We start from the raw sequence: 24358 nt of genomic DNA, 5'->3' as shown, positions 1-24358 counted from the left end.
GGTCCGGGGTGTCAGGCCAGCGCCTGGCCCCGGTTCCCCTTAATCTTCCCGCATGGCTGCGGCTCAAGGACGACTGTCGGACGGCGCTGGCGGAATGGACGACGAGAAGGAGGGGGAGCGGGATACGGGCAGTACGGAGCCGCCGGCGTTCCAGGCCGCGGTCCAGGCGTTGCGGACCAGCCGGCTGCGCCCGCAGATCGAGGTGGAACCGACGCGGGCGCCCCAGCGGCTCGCCCCGCACGCGTACGCGCTGGAGGCCGCGGTCGTCGACGGCGACCAGGATCTGGCCGACGGGCGGCTGGTGCTGCTGCACGACCCGGACGGGCACGACGCCTGGCGGGGCTCCTTCCGCCTGGTGACGCTGGTGCGCGCGGAGCTGGAGCCGGAGATGGCCGCCGACCCGCTGCTGCCCGAGGTCTGCTGGTCCTGGCTCACCGGTGCGCTGAGCGCGCGCGGGCTGGCGTTCGGTGAGCCGAGCGGCACGGTCACGCGTGCGAGCTCCCACTACTTCGGCGGGCTGTCCGAACGGCCGCCCGCCTCGCAGATCGAGATCCGCGCCTCCTGGACACCCCGGGAGGGGCTGGGCGGGGTGCCGGACACGGCGGCCCATCTGACTGCCTGGTGCGATCTGCTCGCCCAGGTCGCGGGTCTGCCCCCGGCCGGTCCCGGCGACGCCTCGGTGGTCACGCTGCCGCAGCGCCGCGGACCGCAGTCCCGCTGACGGTCACTTTGTCGATACGGCCACTTTCAGTCACTCCTCGACGCTCGAACGAACCGATCCGTTCACCGAACGATCGACCGCACGTCCGAATTGCACGGATTGTTACTCACTAAATCGTGATCTTTCTCTAAAGGCCCAGGGGTTTGGTGCCGAAGACGACTGTGACCTTGGAAAGCCGTCCCACCCCAGGAGGCCTGGTGTCCGTTCTCCTTGAGCAGCCCGCAAGCCTGGTCGCCTACCGCCCGAACAAGCCCACCGCCATGGTGGTCGTGGCCGACCCGCGCGTCCGCTCCACCGTCACCCGCCACCTGTGGGCGCTCGGTGTGCGCGACGTGATCGAGGCCTCGTCCGTCGCGGAGGCTCGTCCCCGCATCGGCAACCCCCGCGACATCTGCATCGCCGACGTCCACCTGCCCGACGGCTCCGGCCTCACCCTCCTGTCCGAGACCCGCGCCGCGGGCTGGCCCAACGGCCTGGCCCTGTCCGCCGCCGACGACATCGGCGCCGTGCGCAACGCCCTCGCGGGCGGAGTCAAGGGCTACGTCGTCACCGGCACCCGTACCAACCTCGGGCTCCCCACCCGGCCGGGCGCCGCCCCCATCGGTTCCGCCGCCGCCCGAATGCACCGCCGCCCCCCGGGTTCCCCGAGCCACCCGGGGGGTTACCGAGAGCTCTCCGGCCGCGAGGTCGAGGTGCTGAGGCTGGTCGCCGAGGGCCAGTCCAACAAGGCGATCGGCGTCTCGATGGGGCTGTCCGCCCTCACCGTCAAGAGCCACCTCGCCCGCATCGCCCGCAAGCTCGGCACGGGCGACCGGGCCGGCATGGTCGCCGTCGCCCTGCGCACCGGCATCATCCACTGACCCGCATACGTCACCGACGTGAACCTGATCGGCCGCTGATCTTCGTCCACGCATCCACCCGTCGTGAACCGGATCTTTCACCGAGCTGACTGGTTTACGACCCTCAGGCGCCTGCCGACGGAACGTTCCGTCGGCAGGCGCTGTCCATACACGGATACCCTTGACATGTGACCGACGCCCAAGAGACCGCAGCAGACATTTCACTGCGAACCACCGGAGGCGCTCCTCCGGACGACGGCGGATCTTCTGTTACGGAGGCGCCGATCCCTTTGCTGGAGCCCCGCGAGGGCATTCCGCCGGTGATCGCCGACGAGGAATCGCTCGCCGGGATGATCGCCGCGTTCGAGGCCGGTTCCGGCCCCGTCGCCGTCGACGCCGAGCGGGCGTCCGGCTACCGCTACGGCCAGCGCGCCTATCTGGTGCAGCTGCGCCGCGAGGGCGCGGGAACCGCACTGATCGACCCCGTGGCCTGTCCCGACCTGTCCGGTCTGGGTGAGGCGCTCTCCGGCGTGGAGTGGGTGCTGCACGCCGCCACCCAGGACCTGCCCTGTCTGCGCGAGATAGGCATGGTGCCGACGCGGCTGTTCGACACCGAGCTGGCCGGGCGGCTCGCCGGGTTCCCGCGGGTCGGCCTCGGCGCGATGGTGGAGGGTGTCCTGGGCTTCGTCCTGGAGAAGGGGCACTCCGCCGTCGACTGGTCGACCCGGCCGCTGCCCGAGCCGTGGCTGCGCTATGCCGCGCTGGACGTGGAACTCCTCGTCGACCTGCGGGACGCACTGGAGAAGGAGCTGGACCGGCAGGGCAAGCTGGAGTGGGCGCAGCAGGAGTTCGCGGCGATCGCCGCCGCGCCGCCCGCCGAGCCGCGCAAGGAGCCCTGGCGCCGGACCTCCGGGATGCACAAGGTGCGCCGGCGTCGCCAGCTGGCCGTCGTGCGGGAGCTGTGGGAGGCGCGGGACCGGATCGCCCAGCGGCGGGACGTGTCGCCGGGCAAGGTGCTGTCGGACGCGGCGATCGTGGAGGCCGCGCTGGCCGTTCCGGCGAACGTGCACGCCCTCGCCGCTCTGAACGGCTTCGGGCATCGGATGGGGCGGCGGCAGCTGGAGCAGTGGCAGGCCGCCGTGGACCGGGCCAAGGTCCTCGCCGACGCGCAGTTGCCGCAGCCGGGGCAGCCCGTCACCGGGCCGCCGCCGCCGCGGGCCTGGGCCGACAAGGACCCCGCCGCCGCCGCGCGGCTCTCCGCCGCGCGGGCCGCGGTCTCCGCCCTGGCCGAGCAGCTCACCATGCCTCAGGAGAACCTGATCACGCCGGACACCGTACGGCGGGTCTGCTGGGAGCCGCCCAACGTTGTCAGCGCGGAGTCGGTGGGCACCGCGCTGGCGGGTTTCGGAGCCCGGCCCTGGCAGGTCGAGCAGGTCACTCCCGTGCTGGTGGCCGCGCTGTCCGCGTAGCCCCCGCGGCGGTGCCTCCCGGGGCGCTCATCACCTCGTCGCTCCTCTCATGAAGCCGTTGTAGATGAAGCGCTGCAACGACAGGAAGACGATCAGTGTCGGCAGGATCACCAGGATCGCTCCTGCCGAGATGACCTCCCAGTGGGCCGCGTAGGGGCCGCGGAAGCGGAACAGGGACGTCGAGATCACGCCAAGATCCTCGGAGGGCATGTAGAGGAACGGGATGTAGAAGTCGTTGTAGACGGTGATGCCCTTCACGATCACGACGGTGGCGATCGCGGGTTTGAGCAGGGGAAAGATGATCTTCCGGTAGATCGTGAAGGCGTTGGCCCCGTCGAGGCGCGCGGACTCGTCCAGGGAGACCGGGATGGACCGGACGAACTGCAGGAAGATGTAGATCGAGACGATGTCCGTGCCCATGTAGAGCGCGATCGGTGCCCAGAGGCTGTCGAACATGCCGAAGCTGTTGACGATCTGGAAGGTCGCCACCTGGGTGGTCACGCCGGGGACCAGCGCGGCGACCAGGAAGAGAGCGACGACCAGTTTCCTGAGGCGGAAGGTGAAGCGGTCGATGGCGTACGCCGTCATCGAGCCGATGAGGACGGTGCCGCCGACGGAGACCAGCAGGATGACCGCCGTGTTGGCGAAGGCGGAGAGCATCTCGCCGTCCCGGAACGCCGAGACGTAGTTGTGGAAGTTCAGCAGGTTGTCGGGCAGCGACAGCGCACCGCCCGACCGCGTCATCTCCCGCTCGGACTTGAGTGACGTCAGCAGGACGACGACGAGCGGGAGCAGGACCACCACGGTCGCGGCGATCAGCGACAGGTACACGAGGGCGCGGGCCACGGTACGCCGGGTCATACGAGGTCCACCTTGTCGTCGGGGACCAGGCGCCGCTGGATCCAGGTCACCAGGAGGATGATCAGCAGAAGGACCACGGCGGCCGCGGAGGCCAGTCCCGTCTTGCCGAACCGGAAGGCCAGGTTCACCGTCTGGATCACGAAGGTCTCGGTGCCGGTCGCGCCGCCGGTCATGATGTACGGGACCTCGAAGACCGAGAGCGAGCCGGAGATCGAGAGGATCACCGTCAGGGTCAGGACCGGCTTGATGCCCGGCGCGATGATGTGCCGGAACTGGTGCCAGCGGTTGGCGCCGTCCAGTTCCGCCGCCTCGTACAGCTCCCCCGGGATCGACTGGATCGCGCCGAGGAACAGGACGAAGTTCAGGCCCAGATAGCGCCAGACGGACACGCCGGCGAGGGAGGTGTTGGCGGAGACCGGGGTGCCGAGCCAGGCCCGGTCGCTCTCCACGCCGAACAGGTTCAGCACCGAGTCGAGGGTGCCGCCGTCCTGGAAGAAGTAGAGGAAGACGAAGCCGATCGCCACCCCGTTGATCAGGTACGGGAAGAAGAGCACGCCCTTGAAGAAGTTCCGGAAGCGGACGTTGAAGCTCAGGATCGTCGCGAAGTAGAGCGCGGCGACGATCTGCACGGCGGAGGCGACGAGGTAGTAGCCGCTGACGAAGAAGACCCGGAAGAGGTCCTCGCGGGTGAAGATCTCCGCGTAGTTCTCGGCGCCGATGTAGCGCAGTTCGGGGCTCACGCCGTCCCAGTCGGTGAGGCTGTACGCGAGCATGTTGGCGACCGGCGCGTAGGTGAAGGTGATCAGCAGGGCGAGCGGGGCGATCAGGAACAGCCAGGGGGTGACGCCCCGCCACACGCGTGTCCCGCGTGGGGCGGGGGCCGGGGAGGGGGCGGTGGACGCCGCCCCCGTGGTGGTCTTCACCGCCGCCTTCTCGGTGGTGTCCGTCATCAGGACCCCGCGGTCCGCTGCGTCTCGGTCCACCGCTTGCTGAGGTCGGCGAAGAACGCCTCCAGGCTGCCGTCGCGTGCGCCGCGGGCGAGGTCGACGAGGTTCTGCCGGTACTCGGGGGCGTAGATGCCGACCTCCGACTGGTTGTCGACGTTCTTGACCTGGGCGCCCTTGGTGTCGTCCACCTCGATGAACTTCACGCCCGCCTCCTCGTACGGCTTCAGGACGTCGGGGAGCGGGGCGCCCTTGAGCGGGGAGATGGCCAGGTTGTCCTGCGCGTAGGTGGACTTGTCGGTGAACCAGTCGATCCAGGCGCGGGCCGCGGCCTTGTGCTGGGAGTGGACGTTGACGCCCTGGTTGTAGTCGGGGCTGATGGTCGCGCAGAACGTGCTGCCGGTCTGGGCCGGGAAGGGCATGAAGCCGATGTCGTCGGGGTTCACCCCGGCCTTCTTCGCGGCGTCTTGGAACTGGACGATCGCCCAGGTGCCCAGCCACTGGGTGGCGATCTCGCCCTTCGCCGTCCGGGGCTTGGACTCCTCCCAGTTGCTGGTGGTCGGGTCCTTCTCGATCAGCCCCGCCTTCACCATGTCGTGCAGGAGGGTGTCGCCGACGCGCAGATCGGCGCCCTTCGCCCACGGGTCGCCCTCGGCGAGCTTGTCGGTCGCCTTCGGGTCGCAGTGGACCGAGCCGTTGACGGACGTCCAGCCGCTGAGCGTCCAGCCCGCCGCGAAGTTGGTGTAGTAGGGGATCGCGTCGGTTTTGGCCTTGATGGCCTTGAGATCGGCGATGAACTCGGCCGGGGTGGTGGGCCACTCGGTGACCCCGGCCTCCTTCCAGATCCGCTTGTTGTAGATGAACCCGGGGCTCACCCCGTTCGGGCTCTGCCCGTAGACCTTGCCGTCGACCGTGGTGTAGTCGGTGAAGCGGTACTTCTTGGCGCGCTCCTCCTGGGTGCCCAGCGAGGCGAAGAACTTGGGGTAGTCGCTCTTCTTGACGACCGCGGGGATCAGCAGGACGTCGCCGTAGTTCTTGGTGTTCATGCGGATCTTGACTTCGGCCTCGTAGTCGGTGAGTCCCTCGAACTCGACCTTGACCTTGGGATAGGCCTTGCTGAACTCGGCGGCGTAGCGCTTCAGCGTGCCGTCCTGGATCAGGTCGGTCCGCACGGTGAGGACCTTGATGGTGCCGGTGACCTTCGCCGGATCGGTGGGCGCCTCGGCGTCCGCACCCTTGGACGTGCCTCCGGTACCGGTGCATCCGGGGACCAGCAGGGCCGCTCCGGCGACCATGGCGAGGATGTGACGGCGGTTCATGTGCGTCAGCTCCGTTCTGGGGGACGGACGAGCACGGGCGGGTTGGCTGGTTCCGAACTCTGACAACGTTTTCTTAACCGGTAAAGTCCCTATCTCGCCAACGATGCCAAGCTGTTTCCCGGCACTGGGATGGATCGGTTTAGGAGTGCGGATGCTTCAGGCCACACCGCTCACCGAGGGATGGACCCTGCGGCACGAGGGGGACGCGCTCCCGGCCGCGGTGCCGGGCTGTGTGCACACCGATCTGCTGGCGGCGGGAGTGATCCCGGACCCTTTCCTCGGGCGGAACGAGACCGAGGTGGCGTGGGTGGGGCGCCGGGACTGGACGTACGAGAGGGAACTCCCCGCGACGAACGGGCACGAGCAGGCCGACCTCGTCTTCGACGGCCTGGACACCGTGGCCGAGATTCTGCTCGACGGCCGGGTCCTGGGCCGGACGAGGAACATGCACCGCGCCCACCGCTTCGACGTGACCGGTCTGAGCGGGCGGCTGTCGGTGCGGTTCGTCTCCGCCTACGCCGAGGCCGAGGCCGTGCGCGGGAAGGTGGGCGAGCGTCCCGGCGCCTATGCCGAACCCTTCCAGTACCTGCGCAAGATGGCCTGCTCCTTCGGCTGGGACTGGGGGCCGACGCTGGTGACGGCCGGGATGTGGCGGCCGGTGCGGCTGGAGCGCTGGTCGACCGCCCGGATCGCCCGGGTGCGGCCGGTCGTGACCGTCGAGGACGGCCTCGGGCGGGTGGAGCTGGCCGTCGAGGTCGAGCGGACCAGGGTCGAGGCGCCGCTCGTGGTCGAGGCCCGCGTGGGCGGGGAGCGGGCGCGCGCGGAGATCGACGGGACGGCCGGCACAGTCCGGCTCCAGGTGCCGCGGCCGCGCCTGTGGTGGCCGCGCGGGTACGGTGAACAACCGCTGTACGACGTCGAGTTGACGCTCCTTCACGAGGACCGGGAGCTGGACGTGTGGCGTCGGCGGATCGGCTTCAGGACCGTGGAGCTGGACCGCCGGGCCGACGAGCACGGGTCCGGGTTCACCCTCGTGGTCAACGGCGAGCGGCTCTTCGCGCGAGGCGTGAACTGGATCCCGGACGACCCCTTCCCCTCCCGGATCACGCGCGAGCGCTACCGGGAGCGGCTGCGCCAGGCGGCCGGCGCCGGCGTGGACCTGGTGCGCGTGTGGGGCGGCGGGATCTACGAGAGCGAGGACTTCTACGACGCCTGCGACGAACTCGGGCTGCTGGTCTGGCAGGACTTCCCCTTCGCGTGCGCGGCCTACCCGGAGGAGCAGCCGCTGCGGGGCGAGGTGGAGGCGGAGGCCCGCGAGAACGTCGTACGCCTGATGCCGCATCCCTCGCTCGTGCTCTGGAACGGCAACAACGAGAACCTGTGGGGGTTCCGGGACTGGGGATGGGAACCGCGGCTGGCCGGGGACTCCTGGGGGGAGGGGTACTACCTGGGCGTGCTGCCGCGCGTGGTGGCCGAGCTGGACCCGACGCGGCCGTACACGGCGGGCAGTCCCTGGTCCGGGTCCTGGGAGCACCATCCGAACGACCCGGCGCACGGCACGCACCATTCATGGGATGTCTGGAATCGGGAAGACTACGCGGAATACCGGGCGACCGTGCCGCGGTTCGTCGCCGAGTTCGGCTGGCAGGCCCCGCCCGCGTACGCGACCCTGCGGCGCGCGCTGCCGGGCGGGGAGCTCGCGGCCGACTCCCCCGGCATGCTGCACCACCAGAAGGCCGACGACGGCAACGGAAAGCTGCGGCGCGGGCTGGAGCGCCATTTCGCCTTCCCCGAGGGGGACTTCGACCGCTGGCACTACCTGACCCAGGTCAACCAGGCGCGGGCGGTCGCCGCCGGCATCGAGCACTGGCGGTCGCACTGGCCCCGGTGCGCGGGGACGGTCGTATGGCAGCTCAACGACTGCTGGCCGGTGACGTCGTGGGCGGCGATCGACGGGGACGGGCGGGAGAAGCCGCTCTACCACGAGCTGCGGCGGGTGTACGCGGACCGGTTGCTGACGTTGCGGGGGCGGGCACTGGTCGTGGTCAACCAGGCGGCCGAGGAGTGGACGGGTGCCGTGCGGCTGCGGCGGATGTCGGTCGAGGGGGCGGTGATCGGCGAGGCGGAGGTGGGGTTCCGTGCCGGGCGGCGGGCCGTCGCCGAGGTGGCGGTGGCGCGGGAGCTGGAGCCGGTGGGGGCGAAGGAGTTCCTGGTGGCGGACGCCGACGGGCTGCGGGCCGTGCACTTCCCCGCGCCCGACCGTGACATCCCCTATCCGCGGCCCGAGTTCGACGTCTCGGTGGCGCCGGGTGCCGTGACCGTGACGGCCCGCACCCTCGTACGGGATCTGCTGCTCCAGGCCGACCGGCTGGACCCGGAGGCACGGGCCGACCGGGGGCTGGTGACCCTGCTGCCCGGCGAGCGGGTGACCATCGGTGTCAGCGGCTGGAGGACTCCCGATCCGGACGCCGTCCGTTCCGCACTGTTCTGCATGGAGCCCCACCGATGACAGCCCAGCCGGCCGCCCGCGTCACGATCAAGGACGTCGCCGCGCGCGCCGGCGTGTCCAAGGGGGCGGTGTCCCTCGCCTTCAACCACAAGCCGGGGCTGTCCGAGGCCACCCGGGACCGGATCTTCCAGGCGGCGCGGGAGCTGGGCTGGGCTCCGAACCTCACGGCGCGGACGCTGGCCGGGTCACGGGTGGACGTGGTCGGGCTGACGATCTGCCGGCCGGCCCGGCTACTCGGCCTGGAACCCTTCTACATGGAGTTCATCTCGGGCGTGGAGAGCGTCCTGATCGAGCACTCCTGCTCGCTGCTGCTGCGGCTCGTGCGGTCCGTGGAGGAGGAGGTCGGGCTGCACGAGGCGTGGTGGCGGGGGCGGCAGATCGGGGGCGCGATCCTGGTCGACCTCCGTCAGGACGATCCCCGGGTCGCCTCGGTCGAACGGCTCGGGATGCCCGTGGTCGCCGTCGGCCATCCCTCGCTCACCGGGGGCCTCACCTCGGTGTGGACGGACGACGCCACGGCCGTCACGGAGGCCGTGCGGTATCTCGCGGCGCTGGGACACCGGCGGATCGCCCGGGTGGGGGGCGCGGCGGCGCTCGGGCACACGGTGGCGCGGGGCGCCGCGTTCTCCGAGGCCGGGAGGGTGCTGGGGCTGGCCGGGGCCTGGCAGGTGACGACCGACTACTCGGGCGAGGCGGGGGCCCGGGCGACCCGGTCGCTGCTGACGGCTCCGCCGGGTGACCGGCCGACGGCGATCGTGTACGACAACGACATCATGGCGGTGGCCGGGCTCTCGGTGGCCGCCGAGATGGGGCTGCGGGTGCCGGACGATGTCTCGCTGCTGGCCTGGGACGACTCCCAGCTGTGCCGGCTCACGCATCCGACCCTGTCCGCGATGAGTCATGACGTGCACGGATTCGGGGTGGAGGCGGCCCGTACGCTGTTCGGGGTGATCACCGGGGAGGGGCCGGGATCGCATCCGGTGCCCACTCCCGTCCTGACACCCCGGGGGTCCACCGCGCCCCCTCGGTGAGGGTCGGCACCGGCTGTTTCGATGTGACCTTCGCCGCTCCCGCCTCCGGGACTGTGCAGCTACGTTACTCATAAGTAGCATGGGGGCTGAGCGCGCGCTCAGCGCTTGCGCAGTGCAGCAGTGCCATCCCGCATCTGGAGGAGAGCCATCGTGCCTCGTACCGTCAGGGACGTCGTCTTCGTAGACGGCGTCCGCACCCCGTTCGGCAAGGCGGGCCCGAAGGGCATCTACCACGAGACCCGCGCCGACGACCTCGTCGTGAAGGCGATCCGGGAGCTGCTGCGCCGCAACCCCGGTCTCGACCCGAAGCAGATCGACGAGGTCGCCATCGCCGCGACCACGCAGATCGGCGACCAGGGCCTGACCCTCGGCCGTACGGCGGGCATCCTCGCCGGGCTGCCGCAGTCGGTGCCCGGCTACTCGATCGACCGCATGTGCGCCGGCGCCCTGACCGCCGTCACCTCCACGGCCGGTTCCATCGCCTTCGGTGCCTACGACGCCGTCATCGCCGGTGGTGTCGAGCACATGGGCCGCCACCCCATGGGTGAGGGCGTGGACCCGAACCCGCGGTTCGTGAGCGAGAAGCTGGTCGACGAGTCCGCCCTGTTCATGGGCATGACCGCCGAGAACCTGCACGACCGCTACCCGACGATCACCAAGCAGCGCGCCGACGAGTACGCCGTGCGCTCGCAGGAGAAGGCCGCGAAGGCGTACGCCAACGGCAAGATCCAGGCCGACCTGGTGCCGATCTCGGTGCGTCGCACGAACGCCGAGGCGGGCGAGACGGGCTGGGGCCTGGTCACCGCCGACGAGCCGATGCGCCCGGGGACCACCCTGGAGAACCTGGCCGGTCTGAAGACCCCGTTCCGTGTGCACGGCCGGGTCACCGCCGGTAACGCGGCCGGTCTGAACGACGGCGCCACCGCCTCGATCATCGCGAGCGAGGACTTCGCCCGCGAGCACAACCTGCCGGTGAAGATGCGCCTGGTCTCCTACGCCTTCGCGGGCGTCGAGCCGGAGGTCATGGGCTACGGCCCGATCCCGGCCACGGAGAAGGCCCTCGCCAAGGCCGGTCTGTCGATCGAGGACATCAACCTCTTCGAGATCAACGAGGCCTTCGCCGTCCAGGTGCTCGCGTTCCTGGAGCACTACGGCATCGCCGACGACGACGCCCGCGTGAACCAGTACGGCGGCGCCATCGCCTACGGCCACCCCCTCGCCTCCTCCGGCGTGCGCCTGATGACCCAGCTGGCCCGTCAGTTCGAGGAGCAGCCGGAGGTCCGTTACGGCCTCACCACCATGTGCGTCGGCTTCGGCATGGGCGCCACGGTCATCTGGGAGAACCCGCACCACAAGGACGCCGGAGGCGACAAGTGAGCACCACCGAACTCCTCAAGGGCGCGGCCGAGCTGTTTCCCGACGAGGTCGTGACGTCGGCGCACGTACGCCACCTCGACCTGCCGGCGGGCGCCGGACGCTTCGCGCTCATCACGCTGGACAACGGCTTCGACCACACCAAGCCGACCACCTTCGGCCCGGCCTCGCTGGCGAACCTGAACACCGCCATCGACCAGGTCGAGAAGGAGGCCGGGGCCGGCGAGATCGTCGGTGTCGGCATCACCGGCAAGCCGTTCATCTTCGCCGTCGGCGCCGACCTCAAGGGCGTCGAGCTGCTGAAGGAGCACAAGGACGCGCTGGCCATCGGCAAGGGCGGCCACGAGGTCTTCAAGCGCCTCGCCGGTATCGCGGTCCCGACCTTCGCGTACTACAACGGCGCGGCGATGGGCGGTGGCGTCGAGGTCGGTCTGCACTGCTCCTACCGGACCGTGTCCAAGGCGCTGCCCGCCTTCTCGCTGCCCGAGGTCTTCCTCGGCCTGGTCCCCGGCTGGGGCGGCTGCACGCTGCTGCCGAACCTGATCGGCGCCGACAAGGCCGTCTCGGTGATCATCGAGAACAGCCTCAACCAGAACAAGCAGCTCAAGGGCGAGCAGGTCTTCGACCTGGGGATCGCGGACGCGATCTTCGAGGGCGCCGACTTCCTGGAGCAGTCGCTGATCTGGACCGCCCAGGTGCTGAAGGGCGACGTCGCGGTCGAGCGTCCGGTGATCGACCGCGGTGAGGCCTGGGACCAGGCCGTCGCCAAGGGCCGGTTCATCGCGGACTCCAAGGTGCACGGGGCCGCCCCGGCCGCCTACCGCGCCCTCGACATCATCGCCGCCGCCAAGAACGGCGACCTCCAGCAGGGCTACGACGCCGAGGACAAGGCGCTCGCCGACCTGATCATGGGTGGCGAACTGCGCGCCGGCATCTACGCGTTCAACCTGGTGCAGAAGCGCGGCAAGCGTCCCGCGGGCGCCCCGGACAAGAACCTGGCGCGTCCGGTCACCAAGGTCGGTGTCGTCGGTGCCGGTCTGATGGCCTCGCAGCTCGCGCTGCTGTTCCTGCGCCGCCTGGAGGTGCCGGTCGTGCTGACCGACATCGACCAGGAGCGCGTCGACAAGGGTGTGGGCTACGTCCACGCCGAGATCGACAAGCTGCTCGGCAAGGGCCGTATCAACCAGGACAAGGCCAACCGCCTCAAGGCGCTGGTCACCGGTGTGCTGGACAAGGCCGAGGGCTTCGCCGACGCGGACTTCATCATCGAGGCCGTGTTCGAGGAGATCGGCGTCAAGCAGACGGTGTTCGCGGAGGTCGAGGCGGTCGCCCCGGCGCACGCGATCCTCGCCACCAACACCTCCTCGCTGTCGGTCAGCGAGATGGCGTCGAAGCTGAAGAACCCCGAGCGGGTCGTGGGCTTCCACTTCTTCAACCCGGTCGCGATCCTCCCGCTGCTGGAGATCGTGCGGGGCGAGGCGACCGACGACGCCTCGCTGGCCACGGCGTTCGCCGTCGCCAAGAAGCTGAAGAAGACCGCGGTCCTGGTCAAGGACGCCCCGGCGTTCGTCGTGAACCGCATCCTCACCCGCTTCATGGGCGAGATCCAGAACGTCATCGACGAGGGCACCCCGGTCGAGGTCGCCGAGAAGGCCGTCGAGCCGCTCGGTCTGCCGATGTCCCCGCTGGTGCTCCTGGAGCTGGTCGGCCCGGCGATCGGCCTGCACGTCTCGGAGACCCTCAACAGGGCCTTCCCGGACCGCTTCACGGTCTCCCCGAACCTCAAGTCGGTCGTCGAGGCGGGCAAGCGCGGCTTCTACGTCTACTCCGCAGAGAACGGTTTCAAGCCGGAGCTGGACCCCGAGGTCGCCGCGCTGCTGAAGCAGGGCGACTCCGTCCTGACCGAGGAGCAGGTCCGCGAGCGTGTCCTGGACGCGGTGGCGCAGGAGATCGGGCTCATGCTCGACGAGGGCGTCGTCGCCGAGGCCCAGGACATCGACCTCTGCCTGATCACCGGTGCGGGCTGGCCCTTCCACCTGGGCGGCATCACGCCGTACCTGGACCGCGCGGGTGTCTCCGAGCGCGTGAACGGCAAGAAGTTCCTGGCTCCGGGCGTCGCGAGCGTCCCGGCGTAACGCGTCACCCCTGAGGGGGGTGGGGCGCATGGTAACGATCCATGTGCTTCGCCCCCCTTTCGCACGCCCAGACGGATAGGATCCTCACACAATCCGACCACTTGTTTACATTGCTCTGACGGTACCGGCCCACTAGCCGATCGGAGTCAGCAGAGGAGTTCCCGTGGCGTCAGCCCGCCGCCGTACACCCCGACGCCGGGTCTGGCCCAAGATCAGACTGCTGCTGGTCATCTGTGTGGTCGCCGCGGGAGCCACCGCCCTGTATCCCGTGTGGAAGAAGGCGAACCCGGACCCGCCGGAGCTCACCGTCCGGTACCGCACCGCCACCCCGGCCACCGCCGCCGTGGCCAAGCCGTCGTTCGAGGTCCTCAACGACTCCGGGAAGCCGCTGCCGTTGAGCGATCTGACGCTCCGGTACTACTTCACCTCGGACGGGGACTCCCCCTACGCCTTCAACTGCGTCCAGGCCGCGGCCGGCTGCTCGAACATCGCCGGCACCGTCGCGAAGCTCGACGAGCCCACCGAGGACGCCGACCACTACCTGGAGCTGCGGTTCACCGAGGACGCGGGCACCCTGAAGGCCGGTGGCAACAGCAAGGGCATCGACGTCCAGCTCTTCCGCGCCGACCACAAGGAGCTCAAGCAGTCCGACGACCGCTCCTTCGACGCCGAGAAGACCAGCTACAAGGAGTCCAAGGCGGTCACCGCCTACAAGCGGGGCGTCCTGGTCTGGGGTGACGAGCCGAACGGCGGCGGGAAGCAGTCCTCGGCCAAGGCGGCCGCCGCGCCCGCTCCCCTGCCGGCCGCCCCGCCCGGGGTGCTGTTCGACAACTTCCACTACGCCGGCGCCAAGGACCCCGCCCTGTTCAAGCACGGCTGGCTGGTCCGCACCAGCAAGGGCGGCCCGGGCATCGACGACACCTGGTCGGCCGACGGGGTCACCTTCCCCGGGGAGAAGGACGCCCTCGGCGACGGCGAGGTGCTCAACCTGCGCGCCGCCACCGACGGCACCGAGTCAGGCACCCGGCAGGCCAGCCTCGGCACCAGGAGCCGCGAGTTCCGCGACGGCACCTACGCCGCCCGCATCCACTTCAGCGACGATCCGGCCGAGGGCGAGGGCGGCGACCACGTCAACCAGACCTTCTACACGATCGGCGGCAGCGGGAAGACGTACAGCGAACTCGACAACGAGTACCTGCCGAACGGCGGTTGGGGACGGCTCGGGCCGAAGCTCGACACGGTGACCTGGTACGACCACAAGGACAACGACCGGGTCTACACCACCACGAACAAGAGCCTCGACGGCTGGCACACCATGATGATCACGGTGAAGGACGACCAGGTCACCTACCGCATGGACGGCGAGAAGCTCTTCTCCAGCAGCGGCAAGTACGCGCCGCGCTCGGGGATGTCGATCAACTTCAACCACTGGTTCATCGATCTGCCGTTCAAGGGCGACCGCGCCTGGGACATGAAGGTCGACTGGCTGTACTACGACGCCAACAACGTGCTGTCCGTGAAAGAGGTCGACGCCGCGGTCGAGAAGTACAGCGGCGCCGGCCTGAACTATTTCGACACAGTCCAGGAGACTCGTTGAGCAAGGAGCAAAACCGTGGCCGTTCCCGCCCGCTTAGCCGGCGCGCCGCGCTGCTCATGGGCGGCACCGGTGGCGTCGCGCTGGCCGGCGGCGCCGCATGGCTCGGCAACACCGTGTCCGCCCAGCCCGCTGCGGCCCAGGCCGAAGCGGCCATCGGCGGCCTGACCACACCGCCCGCCTACGCCCCGTCCGGGCGCCGGCCCAAGTACCGCCGGGCCACCTGGTCCCAGCAGTTCCAGGCCGCCCACGGCTGGACCCCGGGAGGCGCGGGCACCGCCTCGGCGGAGGCGAACGACACCACCGTCTTCGCCCGGGGGACGCAGTCGGTGCGGGTCACCACCAACGGCACCGGCAAGCAGTCCTACGTCCGCAAGACCGGGATGGCCGCGCAGAACCTGACGGGCAAGATGATCAGGCTGGTGCTGCGGGTCGAGGACGTGGCCAACCTGTCCAAGCTGGTCTTCTACCTGGGCAGCGGATCCCTCGCGAACCACTTCGCCTGGACCTTCCACGCGCACTCGGGGACCGCCGCCAACTACGTGCAGTCCGGGGAGTGGGTGACGGTCCACCTCCAGTGGGCCGATGTCACCAGCGCGGCCGGCACGTACTCGATCTCGGCGGCCGGAGTCCCGTCCACCAAGACCGGCTTCACCGACATGTCGTTCGCCGTGTACGACAACGCGGGCGGTCCGGTGACCTACCGGGTCCAGGCCGTGGAGCTGATACCGGACACCGCCACGGTCTTCCCCAAGGGCGTCGTCTCGATCACCTTCGACGACTCCCACAAGTCGATCCACGACCTGGCCCGCCCGGTGATGGACTCCTTCGGCTACTCCGGCACGGTCTACAACATCGCCGACGCGATCGGCACGGGCAGCTTTCTGACGATCGACCAGATGCGCTCGATGCAGAACTTCTCCGGCTGGGAGATGGCCGGGCACTCCTACGCCAACGCCACCCACACCGCGAGCTATCCCAAGCTCACCGCGGAGCAGGCGGACGACGACTTCCGCAAGCTGCGCGAGTGGCTGGTGGGCAACGGGTTCAGCAGCGAGCACTTCGCCTATCCGCACGGGGCGTTCCAGAAGACCTCCGACGGTGTTCCGGTGGACCTGATCGCGAGCCGGCACTTCACCACGGCCCGGTCGATCATCTCCGAGACGATCGAGTCCTTCGCCCCGGCGATGCCGTACCGCCTCAAGGCACTGACCGGTATCAACGACGGGACGGGCATCGGCGGGACGGCGCTGTCGAGGGTGACGGGCGCGGGCGGCCGGCTCGACCGCTGCGTGAAGAACGGCGACTGGCTCATCCTGTGTCTGCACAAGGTCGTCGCGGGTACGCCGGCGACCAGCACGGAGATCGGCAAGGCCGGTCTGACCGCGCTGATGAAGGCGATCGACGACCGCGGTATCCCGGTCCTCACGGTCGAGGAGGCGATGGCCTCCTACACGTGAGGCCCGCGAACAACCGGAAGAGGGGCGGCCGTTCGGCCGCCCCTCTTCCTCATGTGGTCACCAGCCCTGGCCGTTGCCCTGCTGCCAGGAGGGGTCGACGTGACCGCCCTGATGCTGCGGGTCGTAGCCCTGCTGCCGGTACGGATCGTGGTGGCCGCCGCCCTGCCACTGCTGCTGCCCTGCCGGGGCCGGTGTCCCCCAGGAGACGGGCTGCTGCGGGACGCCCGCGTGCTGCTGCTCGTCGTAGCCGGGGATCGGCTGCGGCTGGGAGGGGATGCCGCCGGAGGGGCGGGGCCGGGTGCGCAGGGCCACGCCCTGGAGGCGCATCAACTGGAGGGTCTCGGTGACCTTCTTGTCCGAGTACGGGTCCTCTTCCTCGAAGATCTCCGTCACGTCGGCCTCGTGGTCGCCGGCCACGGACACCTCGACGCCGCCCTGGCGGGTGCCCCAACTGCCCTTGTGCAGGGTGAAGAGGGCGTAGAAGCGCAGCGGGGTGAGCAGGGTCAGCTGGATCACGCCGTAGATGGGCGCGAGGAGGAACATGCCGAACCGCTTGACGAAGCCCATGCCGCGGCGCGGGAAGTCCAGGTAGCGGACGTTGCGCAGGTAGCCCATCAGGACCATGAAGACCAGGTAGTCGCCGATGTGGTTGACGAACTGCTCGGGCTTGATGATGGGCAGGATCACCATCGAGTAGAACATCGCCGAGCCGAAGACCAGCCACAGCGCCAGTTCCATGCAGGTCAGCCAGAACGCCGGGCGGTACTTCTTCTGGTGGCGGAAGGCCCACAGGGACTCGCGGAAGAAGGACTTGTTCCAGCGGACCTGCTGGCGCAGGAAGTGCGGCAGCTTCTCGGGGACGGCCGTGTAGCCCACGGCGGTCTCCTGGAAGACGACCTGGCCCTCCATCAGGCAGTAGTTGGTCATGCGGCGGTCGTCGCCGAAGACGGCCGGCTTGCCCAGGAACTGCTGGTTGAGGAAGTCGTCGAGGTACTTGCGCACCAGCGTGCCGCGGTAGGCGGACAGCGCGCCGCAGCAGCACAGGACCGACTTCAGGCGGGAGTAGGCGGCCCGCTCGAAGAGGAAGGAGTTGCCGTAGCGCAGGTCCTGGAGGCGGGTGAAGATGTTGCTGTCGTGGTTGAGCGCGAGGACCATGCCGGTGGAGGCCATGATCTTCTCGTCGGCCATCGGCAGCAGCAGCTCACGGACCGTGTCCCGGGAGAGCACCGTGTCCGAGTCCACGCACAGGAAGATGTCCGTGTACGGCGCTGCCTGGAAGCCCAGGGCGAGCGCCTCGCGCTTGCCCTTGTTCTCGGGCTGCACGCTGACCGTGTACTTGACGCCCTTGGCCTCGAACTCGCGGCGCATCTTCTTCGCGGCCCGGATGCCGGAGTCGTTGGCGCTGGCGTCGTCGATGATGTGGATCTCGTTGGGCAGGCGGCTCTGCGCGAGGAGGCTGCGCATGCCCTGCTCGAACATCACCGGGTCCTCGTTGTAGATCGGGATGACCGCGGTGACCCAGGCGTTCTCCAGGTACTCCAGCTCCTCCCGCCCGGCCTTGGCCGGACGGTAGAAGAGGGCACCGAACATCTTCAGGGCCAGCAGGCCCATCGCACCCATCGAGTACAGGTGCAGGGAGCCGGCGTCGAGCCGTGTGGCGATGAGTGCGGCGAGGCCGAGGAAGACGAAGTACGAGACCTTCAGGTGCCGGCGTTTGCGGTGCGCGCGGCGGCCGCCGGAGTCGACGGCTCCGGGAACGTACGCATCTTCGGAAGTCACAGCTTGACCACCCGGGGGTGGTCGGCGGACTTGCCGCGGGTGTCGAAGAGGGCGCGGGCCCGGTCGGCGAGCACGTCCAGTTCGATCTCGCGGTGGGGCTGGAGCAGGATCGTGAGGTCGGCCTCCCCGGCCGCGGCCAGGTAGTCCTCCACCCGCTCCACGCTCGCGCCGCCGACCCGCCAGTCCTCGACACGCGGGTCGAAGTAGACGAGTTCGGCGCCGCGCGCCAGGAGCGCCTCCGCGACGGCCAGGGCCGGGCTCTCGCGCTGGTCGGAGATGTCCGGCTTGTAGGTCACGCCGAGGAGCAGGACCCGGGAGCCGCGGACGGCCTTGCCCTGGTCGTTGAGGAGGTCGGCCGCGCGGTTGACGACATGCACGGGCATGCGCTGGTTGATCTCCTGCGCGAGTTCCACGAACCGGAACGGGATGCCCAGCGAACGCACCTTGTACGACAGGTAGTTGGGGTCGATCGGGATGCAGTGACCGCCGACGCCCGGGCCCGGGTAGAAGGGCGCGAAGCCGAACGGCTTGGTGGAGGCGCAGCGGATCGCGTCCCAGAGGTCGACGCCGATCTCGCGGCAGAACATCGACATCTCGTTGACGAGGGCGATGTTGACGTGCCGGTAGGTGTTCTCCAGGAGCTTGGCCATCTCGGCCTCGCGGGTGCCCTTGGCCTCGACGACCTTGTTCACGAAGCGCTCGTAGAGGGCGCGGGCGGCCTTGGTGCAGTCCGCGGTGATGCCGCCGACGACCTTGGGGGTGTTCTCCAGGCCGTAGGAGGGGTTGCCCGGGTCGATGCGCTCCGGGGAGAAGGCGAGGTGGAAGTCGGTGCCGACGCGCAGTCCGCCGGCCTCCAGGCGCGGGCGGACGACCTCGTCGGTGGTGCCCGGGTAGGTCGTCGACTCCAGCACGACGAGCGTGCCGGCGCGCAGGTGGGCGGCGATGTCGTCGACGGCCGCGTGCACCGCGCCGAGGTCGGGGGCGCCGTGGTCGGTGAGCGGGGTCGGGACGCAGACGACGACCGCGGCGGCGTCCGCGATGACCTCGGCCCGGTCGACGGCCTCGAAGCCCTGCTCCAGCATGGCGGCGACTTCGGCGTCGGTGATGTCGTCCACGTGCGAACGGCCGGCGTTCAGTCCGTCGACCACGCGTCGGCTGCGGTCGAGACCCACCACCTTCAGGCCCGCGGCGGCGGCGGAGCGGGCCAACGGAAGGCCCACGTAGCCGAGCCCGACAACGACTAGATCCGCCGTGGAGGATCTGCTCACGACAACATTCCCAACCCCGTTCCGGCGTCCGCCGGGTGCCGGTGCTACATCGGTCTCCCGATAATTCGAACAAACGCAGGGAGGCTAGCAAGCATTTTCACGTTTTAACCACAGCTTCTTAAAGTTTCCCGAGTGCCACTTGTCACGCGAAGGCCCATACAACCCTCCGTGCACCTCATGTGTCTCAGGTCCCTGATACGCCACGTATCACCGGGCCCGGGCGCCCTCCACAGGCCTCAGACCTGGCGCCATGCCTCCAGGGCGAGCACCGGCTCGTCCTTGCGGCGGGTCAGGAACAGCTGTCCGCCCGACGCCGAGAGGGTCGCCGCGACGACCCGGTCGTCCTCGTCGACAGTGAGCGACACCTCGGCGTCCATGGGGAGTTGCGGCCCCGACTCGGTCCACCAGGCGCCCGCCGACTCCTGCTCGGTCGGGTAGGCGGCGAAGGCCACCCGGCCGCTCGCGGAGCGCTGGGCGATCAACGTGCAGTCGTAGCCGTCGAGTTCGCAGCGGACGGCGCGGACCGGGCCCGGTCCGGCGGAGGCGAGCAGGACGGCCGGCTTGCCGCCGGGACGCCAGGCGCACAGGTCGCCGGAGACGTCGGCGTAGAACAGGGTCGTGCTGTCGGGGGAGGTCGCGAGCGCGCTCAGGGTGCCGGGACGGACGTCGGCCTCGATGGTCTCCCGAAGGACCGGCTGCGCGCCCGGTTCCTCCTGCCGCCAGTGCAGGATGGCGCCCGGCGCGGCCGCGTACAGCTCCACGCGCCCGGACTCCCCCGTCACGGCCGCCAACTCCTCCTGTACGTCACCGCCCTTGAGGTCGCGCCAGGGGTCCCAGCCGCCCTTCTCCTTCTGGGCGACCATGCTCACCCCGCCGGCCGTGTTGCGGACGAAGACATGGGCGCGGCCCTGGGCGTCCACGGCGACGGCGGGGGTGCCGGTGCGCTTGCCCCGCTTGTCCGGGTGCCCGACGGGCATCCAGTCGAGGGCCGCGAGGCGGGGCCGGAAGTGCGTGGAGTGCACGAGGCCGGACTCACCGCCGGTGGTGGGCCGCCAGGAGACCAGATGGGCGTAGCCGTCGGCGCCCTGGCCGACCGCGAGCACGGGATGCAGTTTCTGGGTGCCGCCGACGCGCCGGGGTGCGTCCCAGGGACCGCCGGGGCCGTGCTCGGCCCGGCACAGGACGGCGTCGTCCGTGGACAGATACACACTGAGCCGGCCGTCTCGGCCGCGTATGAGCCAGTCGCCGTTCACCGGTTCACTCTAAGCGGAGGGGGTGACTCGTCGCGTGTCGGCCCCTGTCGGGGGACTCTCGTGGGTGCCGGGGCGCTGTCCTCGTCCCGGGCGCCGATCGGGCAGGCTGGTCCATGGCCGCAGGCACCGTACGAGAACAGGAAGTCGACGATCATGACCGACCAGCTCACCGTCAGTGTCCTCGGGACCGGGATCATGGGGGCCGCGATGGCCCGCAACCTCGCCCGCCACGGACACACCGTCCGCGCCTGGAACCGCACCCGCGACAAGGCCGAGCCCCTCACCGCCGACGGCATCACCGTCACCGACTCCCCCGCCGAGGCCGTCCGCGGCGCCGACGCCGTCCTGACGATGCTCTACGACGGTCCCGCCGCCCTGGACGTGATGCGGCAGGCCGCGCCCGCGCTGCGCCGGGGAGCCGCCTGGGTGCAGTCGACGACCGCGGGTGTCGAAGCGGTGGGCGAGCTCGCCGACTTCGCCCGCGAGCACGGCCTGGTCTTCTTCGACGCACCGGTGCTGGGCACCCGTCAGCCCGCCGAGGCCGGGCAGCTGACGGTGCTGGCCGCCGGGCCTCTCGGGGAGCGGGCCGCGGTGACGCCGGTCTTCGAGGCGGTCGGCGCGCGCACGGTCTGGACGGGTGAGGACGGCGCGGCGGGCAGCGCGACCCGGCTGAAACTGGTGGCCAACAGCTGGGTGCTGGCGGCGACGGCGGCGGCCGGTGAGGTCCTGGCGCTGTCCAAGGCGCTCGACGTCGACCCGAACGGCTTCTTCGACCTCATCGAGGGCGGCCCGCTCGACATGGGGTACCTGCGTGCCAAGTCCGCGCTCGTCCTCGACGACCGGCTCTCCCCCGCCCAGTTCGCGGTCTCCACCGCCGCCAAGGACGCCCGGCTCATCGTCCGGGCGGGCGAGCGGTACGGCGTCCGGCTCGACGTCGCCGCCGCGAGCGCGGAACGCCTGGAACGGGCCGCGGCACAGGGGCACGGCGACGAGGACATGGTCGCGGCGTACTTCGCGAGCTTCGACGAGAAGGGTGAGCCGCACCAGACCTGAGCTCGGCGGACGCCGGGCGTGGGACCCTGGCCGCATGGACGAGAACGCGCCACTGCTGGTGATCGTGGACGCCGCCAACGTCGTCGGGTCCGTGCCCGACGGCTGGTGGCGCGACCGCCGGGGAGCCGCGGAACGCCTGCGTGACCGGCTCGCGGCCGACGGCGTACCCGGGCACTCCGGCCCCACGGACATCGTCCTCGTGGTCGAGGGCGCGGCCCGGGGCGTCGAGTCGGTCCCGGGCGTCCGCGTGGAGTCCGCACCCGGCAGCGGAGACGACCACATGGTCACCCTGGTCGCCCGCGCGGGCGACCGCCCCGTACTGGTCATCACAGCCGACCGCGAACTCCGCCACCGCGTCGGCGAGTTGGGAGCGGCGGTGGCGGGGCCTCGGACGGTGAGACCGACCTGAGGGGCTGTACGGCGTGGGGGCGGCGTGGACGGGGCGGTGAGACGCTCCTGGCGGGCACCGACGCACGAGGGCGACCGGTGCGCGGTGCCAACGGTCAGACAGTCCTGATGGCCTCCGGCGCATGGGGAGCGAGCGGAGCGGGGCGCCGGCTATCAGACCGTCCCGACGGCCTCCGGCGCATGAGGGCAACCGGAGCGGGGCGCTGAAGTCGGGACCGCCCGGGGACCTCCTCGGCATGAGGGCAGCCGGAGCGAGATGCCAACGGCGAGGCCGTCCTGGCAGGCTCCGCCGAATGGGGGCGACCGGGCCCGGGGCGTGGGCGGTGGGCACTCCTGGCGGGCTCCCGCCCCGTGGGGGCAGCGGAGCCGACCCGGAGGGTTGAGCCCTCCGGACGGCACCGCCGTACAGGGGCGGCCGGGACGGGGCGCCAACAGCCAGACCCTTCCGACGGGCCCCGCGTGTGCGCCAACCGGCACCGGAGGCACGGACGATGAAGTCCTCCCCACGGCACCGCCGTACCAGGGCAGCCGGAGGGGCGTAGATGGCGGGACCGTCCTGGGGACTGCGTCACCGAACCGGACCGGGCGGCTCGCGTGGTGCGGCGACGCGATGTGTCGGCACGGCCCGCCGCGCCGATGCGGCAACTCGGCCACCCCGCCCAGGGATCGGCCCCGCGTCTCCGCCAAAGCGGGGCCGCGGGGCCGGAAGGGCGATGTGGGTGGTGGTTACTGGGTGGGGCCGCCGTTCGGGGGCTTCACCACCTCGCCGACCGTGGTTTCCTGCTGGCGGCCGAGGCGGCTGTGGGAGCGGCCGTAGGCGAAGTACACGATGAAGCCGAGGACCATCCAGAGGGCGAAGCGGAGCCAGGTTTCTGCGGGGAGGTTGAGCATCAGCCACAGGGAGGCGGCCACCGAGAGGATGGGGATGAAGGGGACCCACGGGGTGCGGAAGGCGCGGTGCAGGTCGGGGCGGGACTTGCGGAGGATGATCACGCCGATCGCGACGACCACGAAGGCGAACAGCGTGCCGATGTTGACCAGTTCGGCCAGCTCGCTCAGCGGGGTGAAGCCGGCGACGATCGCGATGAGCACGCCGAGCAGGATGGTCGGCCGGTGCGGGGTCTTGAACTTCGGGTGGACGTGGGAGAAGAAGCGCGGCATCAGTCCGTCGCGGCTCATGGCGAAGAACACGCGGGTCTGGCCGAGGAGCAGGATCATGCAGACCGTGGTGAGGCCGACCGCGGCGCCGAAGCTGATGAAGCCCGCGAACCAGGGATGCCCGGTGGCCTTGAACGCGTCGGCGAGCGGGGCCGTGATCGACAGGTCGGTGTAGTGCTGCATGCCGGTCACCACGATCGACACGGCCACGTACAGGGTGGTGCAGATGAGCAGCGAGCCGAGGATGCCGCGGGGCATGTCCCGCTGCGGGTTCCGGGTCTCCTCGGCGGCCGTGGCGACGACGTCGAAGCCGATGAAGGCGAAGAACACGACGGAGGCGGCGGTGAAGACGCCCATCACACCGAAGTTGGAGGGTGCCCAGCCGAACATCAGCTGGATGAGCGGCGACTGCAGACTGTCGCCCGCCGGCACGTCCTGCGCCTTCGGGATGAACGGGTCGTAGTTGTCGCCCTTGATGAAGAACGCACCGGCGACGATCACGGTCAGCACGACCGTCACCTTGATGGCGACGACGATCGAGGTGACCCGAGCCGAGAGCTTGGTGCCGAGCACCAGGATGCCGGTGAGCACCAGGACCAGCGCGGCGGCGAGGATGTCGAAGCCGAAGCCGTCGGCCCCGTCCCTGACGCCGAGCGCCGCGGGCAGATGCCAGCCGGCGTTGTCCAGCAGCGAGGCGATGTAGCCGGACCAGCCCACGGCGACCACCGCGGTGCCGAGCGCGAACTCCAGGACCAGGTCCCAGCCGATGATCCAGGCGGGCAGTTCACCGAGCGAGGCGTACGAGAAGGTGTACGCGGAGCCCGCCACCGGGACGGTGGAGGCGAACTCGGCGTAGCAGAGCGCGGCGAGCGCGCAGACGACTCCGGCCACGACGAAGGCCAGGGCCACGGCGGGACCGGCGTTGTTCTTGGCCACCGTGCCGGTCAGGACGAAGATGCCGGTGCCGATGATGACACCGACGCCGAAGACGGTCAGATCCAGCGCGGACAAGGATTTCTTGAGCGCGTGCTCGGGCTCCTCGGTATCGAGGATGGACTGCTCGACCTTCTTCGTCCGGAAGAGGGTGCTGCTCACGGGTACCTCCCACGCTTGTCGTCCTCGACATGATCGAGAGGGGGCGTAGGTCGTATGCCCCGGCGCGGCCGTATTCACGCAAATGGGC

General features: G+C 70.2%; 18 protein-coding genes. 11 read left to right on the top strand and 7 right to left on the bottom strand.

All coding sequences use genetic code 11. The features are described from left to right. Nucleotides 1–52 precede the first annotated feature (52 nt). The 3 genes from SLINC_RS34085 to SLINC_RS34075 all read left to right on the top strand — a co-directional run bounded on the left by SLINC_RS34085 (nucleotide 53) and on the right by SLINC_RS34075 (nucleotide 3029). Entirely contained in the window at nucleotides 53–721 is a 669-nt protein-coding gene (locus SLINC_RS34085; protein ID WP_079164873.1) for a DUF3000 domain-containing protein, read from the top strand. A 197-nt stretch (nucleotides 722–918) separates the two neighbouring features. Continuing rightward, nucleotides 919–1581 carry a response regulator transcription factor gene (locus SLINC_RS34080; RefSeq protein WP_067441460.1) on the top strand — a complete coding sequence of 221 codons (663 nt, stop codon included), beginning with the start codon at nucleotides 919–921 and terminating at the stop codon, nucleotides 1579–1581. Nucleotides 1582–1748: 167 nt separating this feature from the next. Beyond that, nucleotides 1749–3029 (top strand): ribonuclease D, encoded by a 1281-nt coding sequence (locus SLINC_RS34075; protein ID WP_079164872.1) that lies wholly within the window; start codon nucleotides 1749–1751, stop codon nucleotides 3027–3029. 30 nt (nucleotides 3030–3059) lie between these two features. Here SLINC_RS34075 and SLINC_RS34070 read toward each other — a convergent pair whose 3' ends face one another. Genes SLINC_RS34070 through SLINC_RS34060 form a run of 3 tightly spaced genes read right to left on the bottom strand, consistent with a single transcriptional unit; the run spans nucleotide 3060 to nucleotide 6153 of the window. After that, complete coding sequence (locus SLINC_RS34070; RefSeq protein ID WP_067441456.1) at nucleotides 3060–3890, bottom strand: carbohydrate ABC transporter permease; 831 nt, start codon at nucleotides 3888–3890, stop codon at nucleotides 3060–3062. Then, nucleotides 3887–4840, bottom strand: coding sequence for a carbohydrate ABC transporter permease (locus SLINC_RS34065; protein ID WP_067445992.1), 954 nt, complete (start codon nucleotides 4838–4840; stop codon nucleotides 3887–3889). The genes SLINC_RS34070 and SLINC_RS34065 overlap by 4 nt, the downstream gene beginning before the upstream one ends. Continuing rightward, nucleotides 4840–6153 (bottom strand): ABC transporter substrate-binding protein, encoded by a 1314-nt coding sequence (locus tag SLINC_RS34060; RefSeq protein ID WP_067441453.1) that lies wholly within the window; start codon nucleotides 6151–6153, stop codon nucleotides 4840–4842. The genes SLINC_RS34065 and SLINC_RS34060 overlap by 1 nt, the downstream gene beginning before the upstream one ends. Nucleotides 6154–6304: 151 nt before the next feature. On the opposite strand from SLINC_RS34060, the gene SLINC_RS34055 reads away from it, so the two are divergent. The 6 genes from SLINC_RS34055 to SLINC_RS34030 all read left to right on the top strand — a co-directional run bounded on the left by SLINC_RS34055 (nucleotide 6305) and on the right by SLINC_RS34030 (nucleotide 16256). Then, nucleotides 6305–8662: a glycoside hydrolase family 2 protein gene (locus tag SLINC_RS34055; RefSeq protein WP_067441451.1), complete on the top strand. Its 2358-nt coding sequence runs from the start codon at nucleotides 6305–6307 to the stop codon at nucleotides 8660–8662. Continuing rightward, nucleotides 8659–9693, top strand: a complete 1035-nt coding sequence (locus SLINC_RS34050) for a LacI family DNA-binding transcriptional regulator (RefSeq protein ID WP_067441450.1) — start codon at nucleotides 8659–8661, stop codon at nucleotides 9691–9693. Before SLINC_RS34055 ends, SLINC_RS34050 begins: the two co-directional genes overlap by 4 nt. 150 nt (nucleotides 9694–9843) lie before the next feature. Then, on the top strand, nucleotides 9844–11070 hold the full coding sequence (locus tag SLINC_RS34045) for a thiolase family protein (protein ID WP_067441448.1): 1227 nt from the start codon (nucleotides 9844–9846) through the stop codon (nucleotides 11068–11070). Further along, entirely contained in the window at nucleotides 11067–13202 is a 2136-nt protein-coding gene (locus SLINC_RS34040) for a 3-hydroxyacyl-CoA dehydrogenase NAD-binding domain-containing protein (RefSeq protein ID WP_067441445.1), read from the top strand. Before SLINC_RS34045 ends, SLINC_RS34040 begins: the two co-directional genes overlap by 4 nt. 163 nt (nucleotides 13203–13365) lie before the next feature. Further along, a complete protein-coding gene (locus SLINC_RS34035; protein ID WP_067441443.1) occupies nucleotides 13366–14799 on the top strand; it encodes a cellulose binding domain-containing protein in 1434 nt (477 codons plus the stop codon). After that, nucleotides 14796–16256: a polysaccharide deacetylase family protein gene (locus SLINC_RS34030; RefSeq protein WP_237282007.1), complete on the top strand. Its 1461-nt coding sequence runs from the start codon at nucleotides 14796–14798 to the stop codon at nucleotides 16254–16256. The genes SLINC_RS34035 and SLINC_RS34030 overlap by 4 nt, the downstream gene beginning before the upstream one ends. A 57-nt stretch (nucleotides 16257–16313) precedes the next feature. On the opposite strand, the gene SLINC_RS34025 is transcribed toward SLINC_RS34030, so the two are convergent. The 3 genes from SLINC_RS34025 to SLINC_RS34015 form a co-directional block, all read right to left on the bottom strand. Continuing rightward, the gene (locus SLINC_RS34025) at nucleotides 16314–18035 is read right to left on the bottom strand and encodes a glycosyltransferase (protein ID WP_067441438.1); all 1722 of its coding nucleotides are present in this window, start codon (nucleotides 18033–18035) and stop codon (nucleotides 16314–16316) included. After that, nucleotides 18032–19303: a nucleotide sugar dehydrogenase gene (locus SLINC_RS34020; protein ID WP_067441435.1), complete on the bottom strand. Its 1272-nt coding sequence runs from the start codon at nucleotides 19301–19303 to the stop codon at nucleotides 18032–18034. The genes SLINC_RS34025 and SLINC_RS34020 overlap by 4 nt, the downstream gene beginning before the upstream one ends. A 236-nt stretch (nucleotides 19304–19539) precedes the next feature. Continuing rightward, nucleotides 19540–20556, bottom strand: coding sequence for a DUF8189 domain-containing protein (locus tag SLINC_RS34015; protein ID WP_067441432.1), 1017 nt, complete (start codon nucleotides 20554–20556; stop codon nucleotides 19540–19542). A 153-nt stretch (nucleotides 20557–20709) separates the two neighbouring features. Between SLINC_RS34015 and SLINC_RS34010 the strand changes: the two genes are divergently transcribed. Beyond that, entirely contained in the window at nucleotides 20710–21609 is a 900-nt protein-coding gene (locus SLINC_RS34010; RefSeq protein WP_067441430.1) for an NAD(P)-dependent oxidoreductase, read from the top strand. 34 nt (nucleotides 21610–21643) lie between these two features. Then, a complete protein-coding gene (locus SLINC_RS34005) occupies nucleotides 21644–22018 on the top strand; it encodes a PIN domain-containing protein (protein ID WP_067441427.1) in 375 nt (124 codons plus the stop codon). A 725-nt stretch (nucleotides 22019–22743) separates the two neighbouring features. On the opposite strand, the gene SLINC_RS34000 is transcribed toward SLINC_RS34005, so the two are convergent. After that, nucleotides 22744–24270 carry an amino acid permease gene (locus SLINC_RS34000; RefSeq protein ID WP_067441424.1) on the bottom strand — a complete coding sequence of 509 codons (1527 nt, stop codon included), beginning with the start codon at nucleotides 24268–24270 and terminating at the stop codon, nucleotides 22744–22746. Between the last annotated feature and the right edge of the window lie 88 nt (nucleotides 24271–24358).

The sequence above is a fragment of the Streptomyces lincolnensis genome, assembly GCF_001685355.1.
Lineage (GTDB): Bacteria > Actinomycetota > Actinomycetes > Streptomycetales > Streptomycetaceae > Streptomyces > Streptomyces lincolnensis.
The sequence above is the reverse complement of the archived record's forward strand: the minus strand, read 5'-3'. Positions and strand labels throughout refer to the sequence as shown.

Excerpts from the sequence above, each read along its gene's own strand:
- SLINC_RS34085 (WP_079164873.1), top strand. The coding sequence starts at position 53 with ATGGCTGCGGCTCAAGGACGACTGTCGGACGGCGCTGGCGGAATGGAC.
- SLINC_RS34070 (WP_067441456.1), bottom strand. The coding sequence starts at position 3,890 with ATGACCCGGCGTACCGTGGCCCGCGCCCTCGTGTACCTGTCGCTGATC.
- SLINC_RS34065 (WP_067445992.1), bottom strand. The coding sequence starts at position 4,840 with ATGACGGACACCACCGAGAAGGCGGCGGTGAAGACCACCACGGGGGCG.
- SLINC_RS34060 (WP_067441453.1), bottom strand. The coding sequence starts at position 6,153 with ATGAACCGCCGTCACATCCTCGCCATGGTCGCCGGAGCGGCCCTGCTG.
- SLINC_RS34055 (WP_067441451.1), top strand. The coding sequence starts at position 6,305 with ATGCTTCAGGCCACACCGCTCACCGAGGGATGGACCCTGCGGCACGAG.
- SLINC_RS34050 (WP_067441450.1), top strand. The coding sequence starts at position 8,659 with ATGACAGCCCAGCCGGCCGCCCGCGTCACGATCAAGGACGTCGCCGCG.
- SLINC_RS34010 (WP_067441430.1), top strand. The coding sequence starts at position 20,710 with ATGACCGACCAGCTCACCGTCAGTGTCCTCGGGACCGGGATCATGGGG.
- SLINC_RS34005 (WP_067441427.1), top strand. The coding sequence starts at position 21,644 with ATGGACGAGAACGCGCCACTGCTGGTGATCGTGGACGCCGCCAACGTC.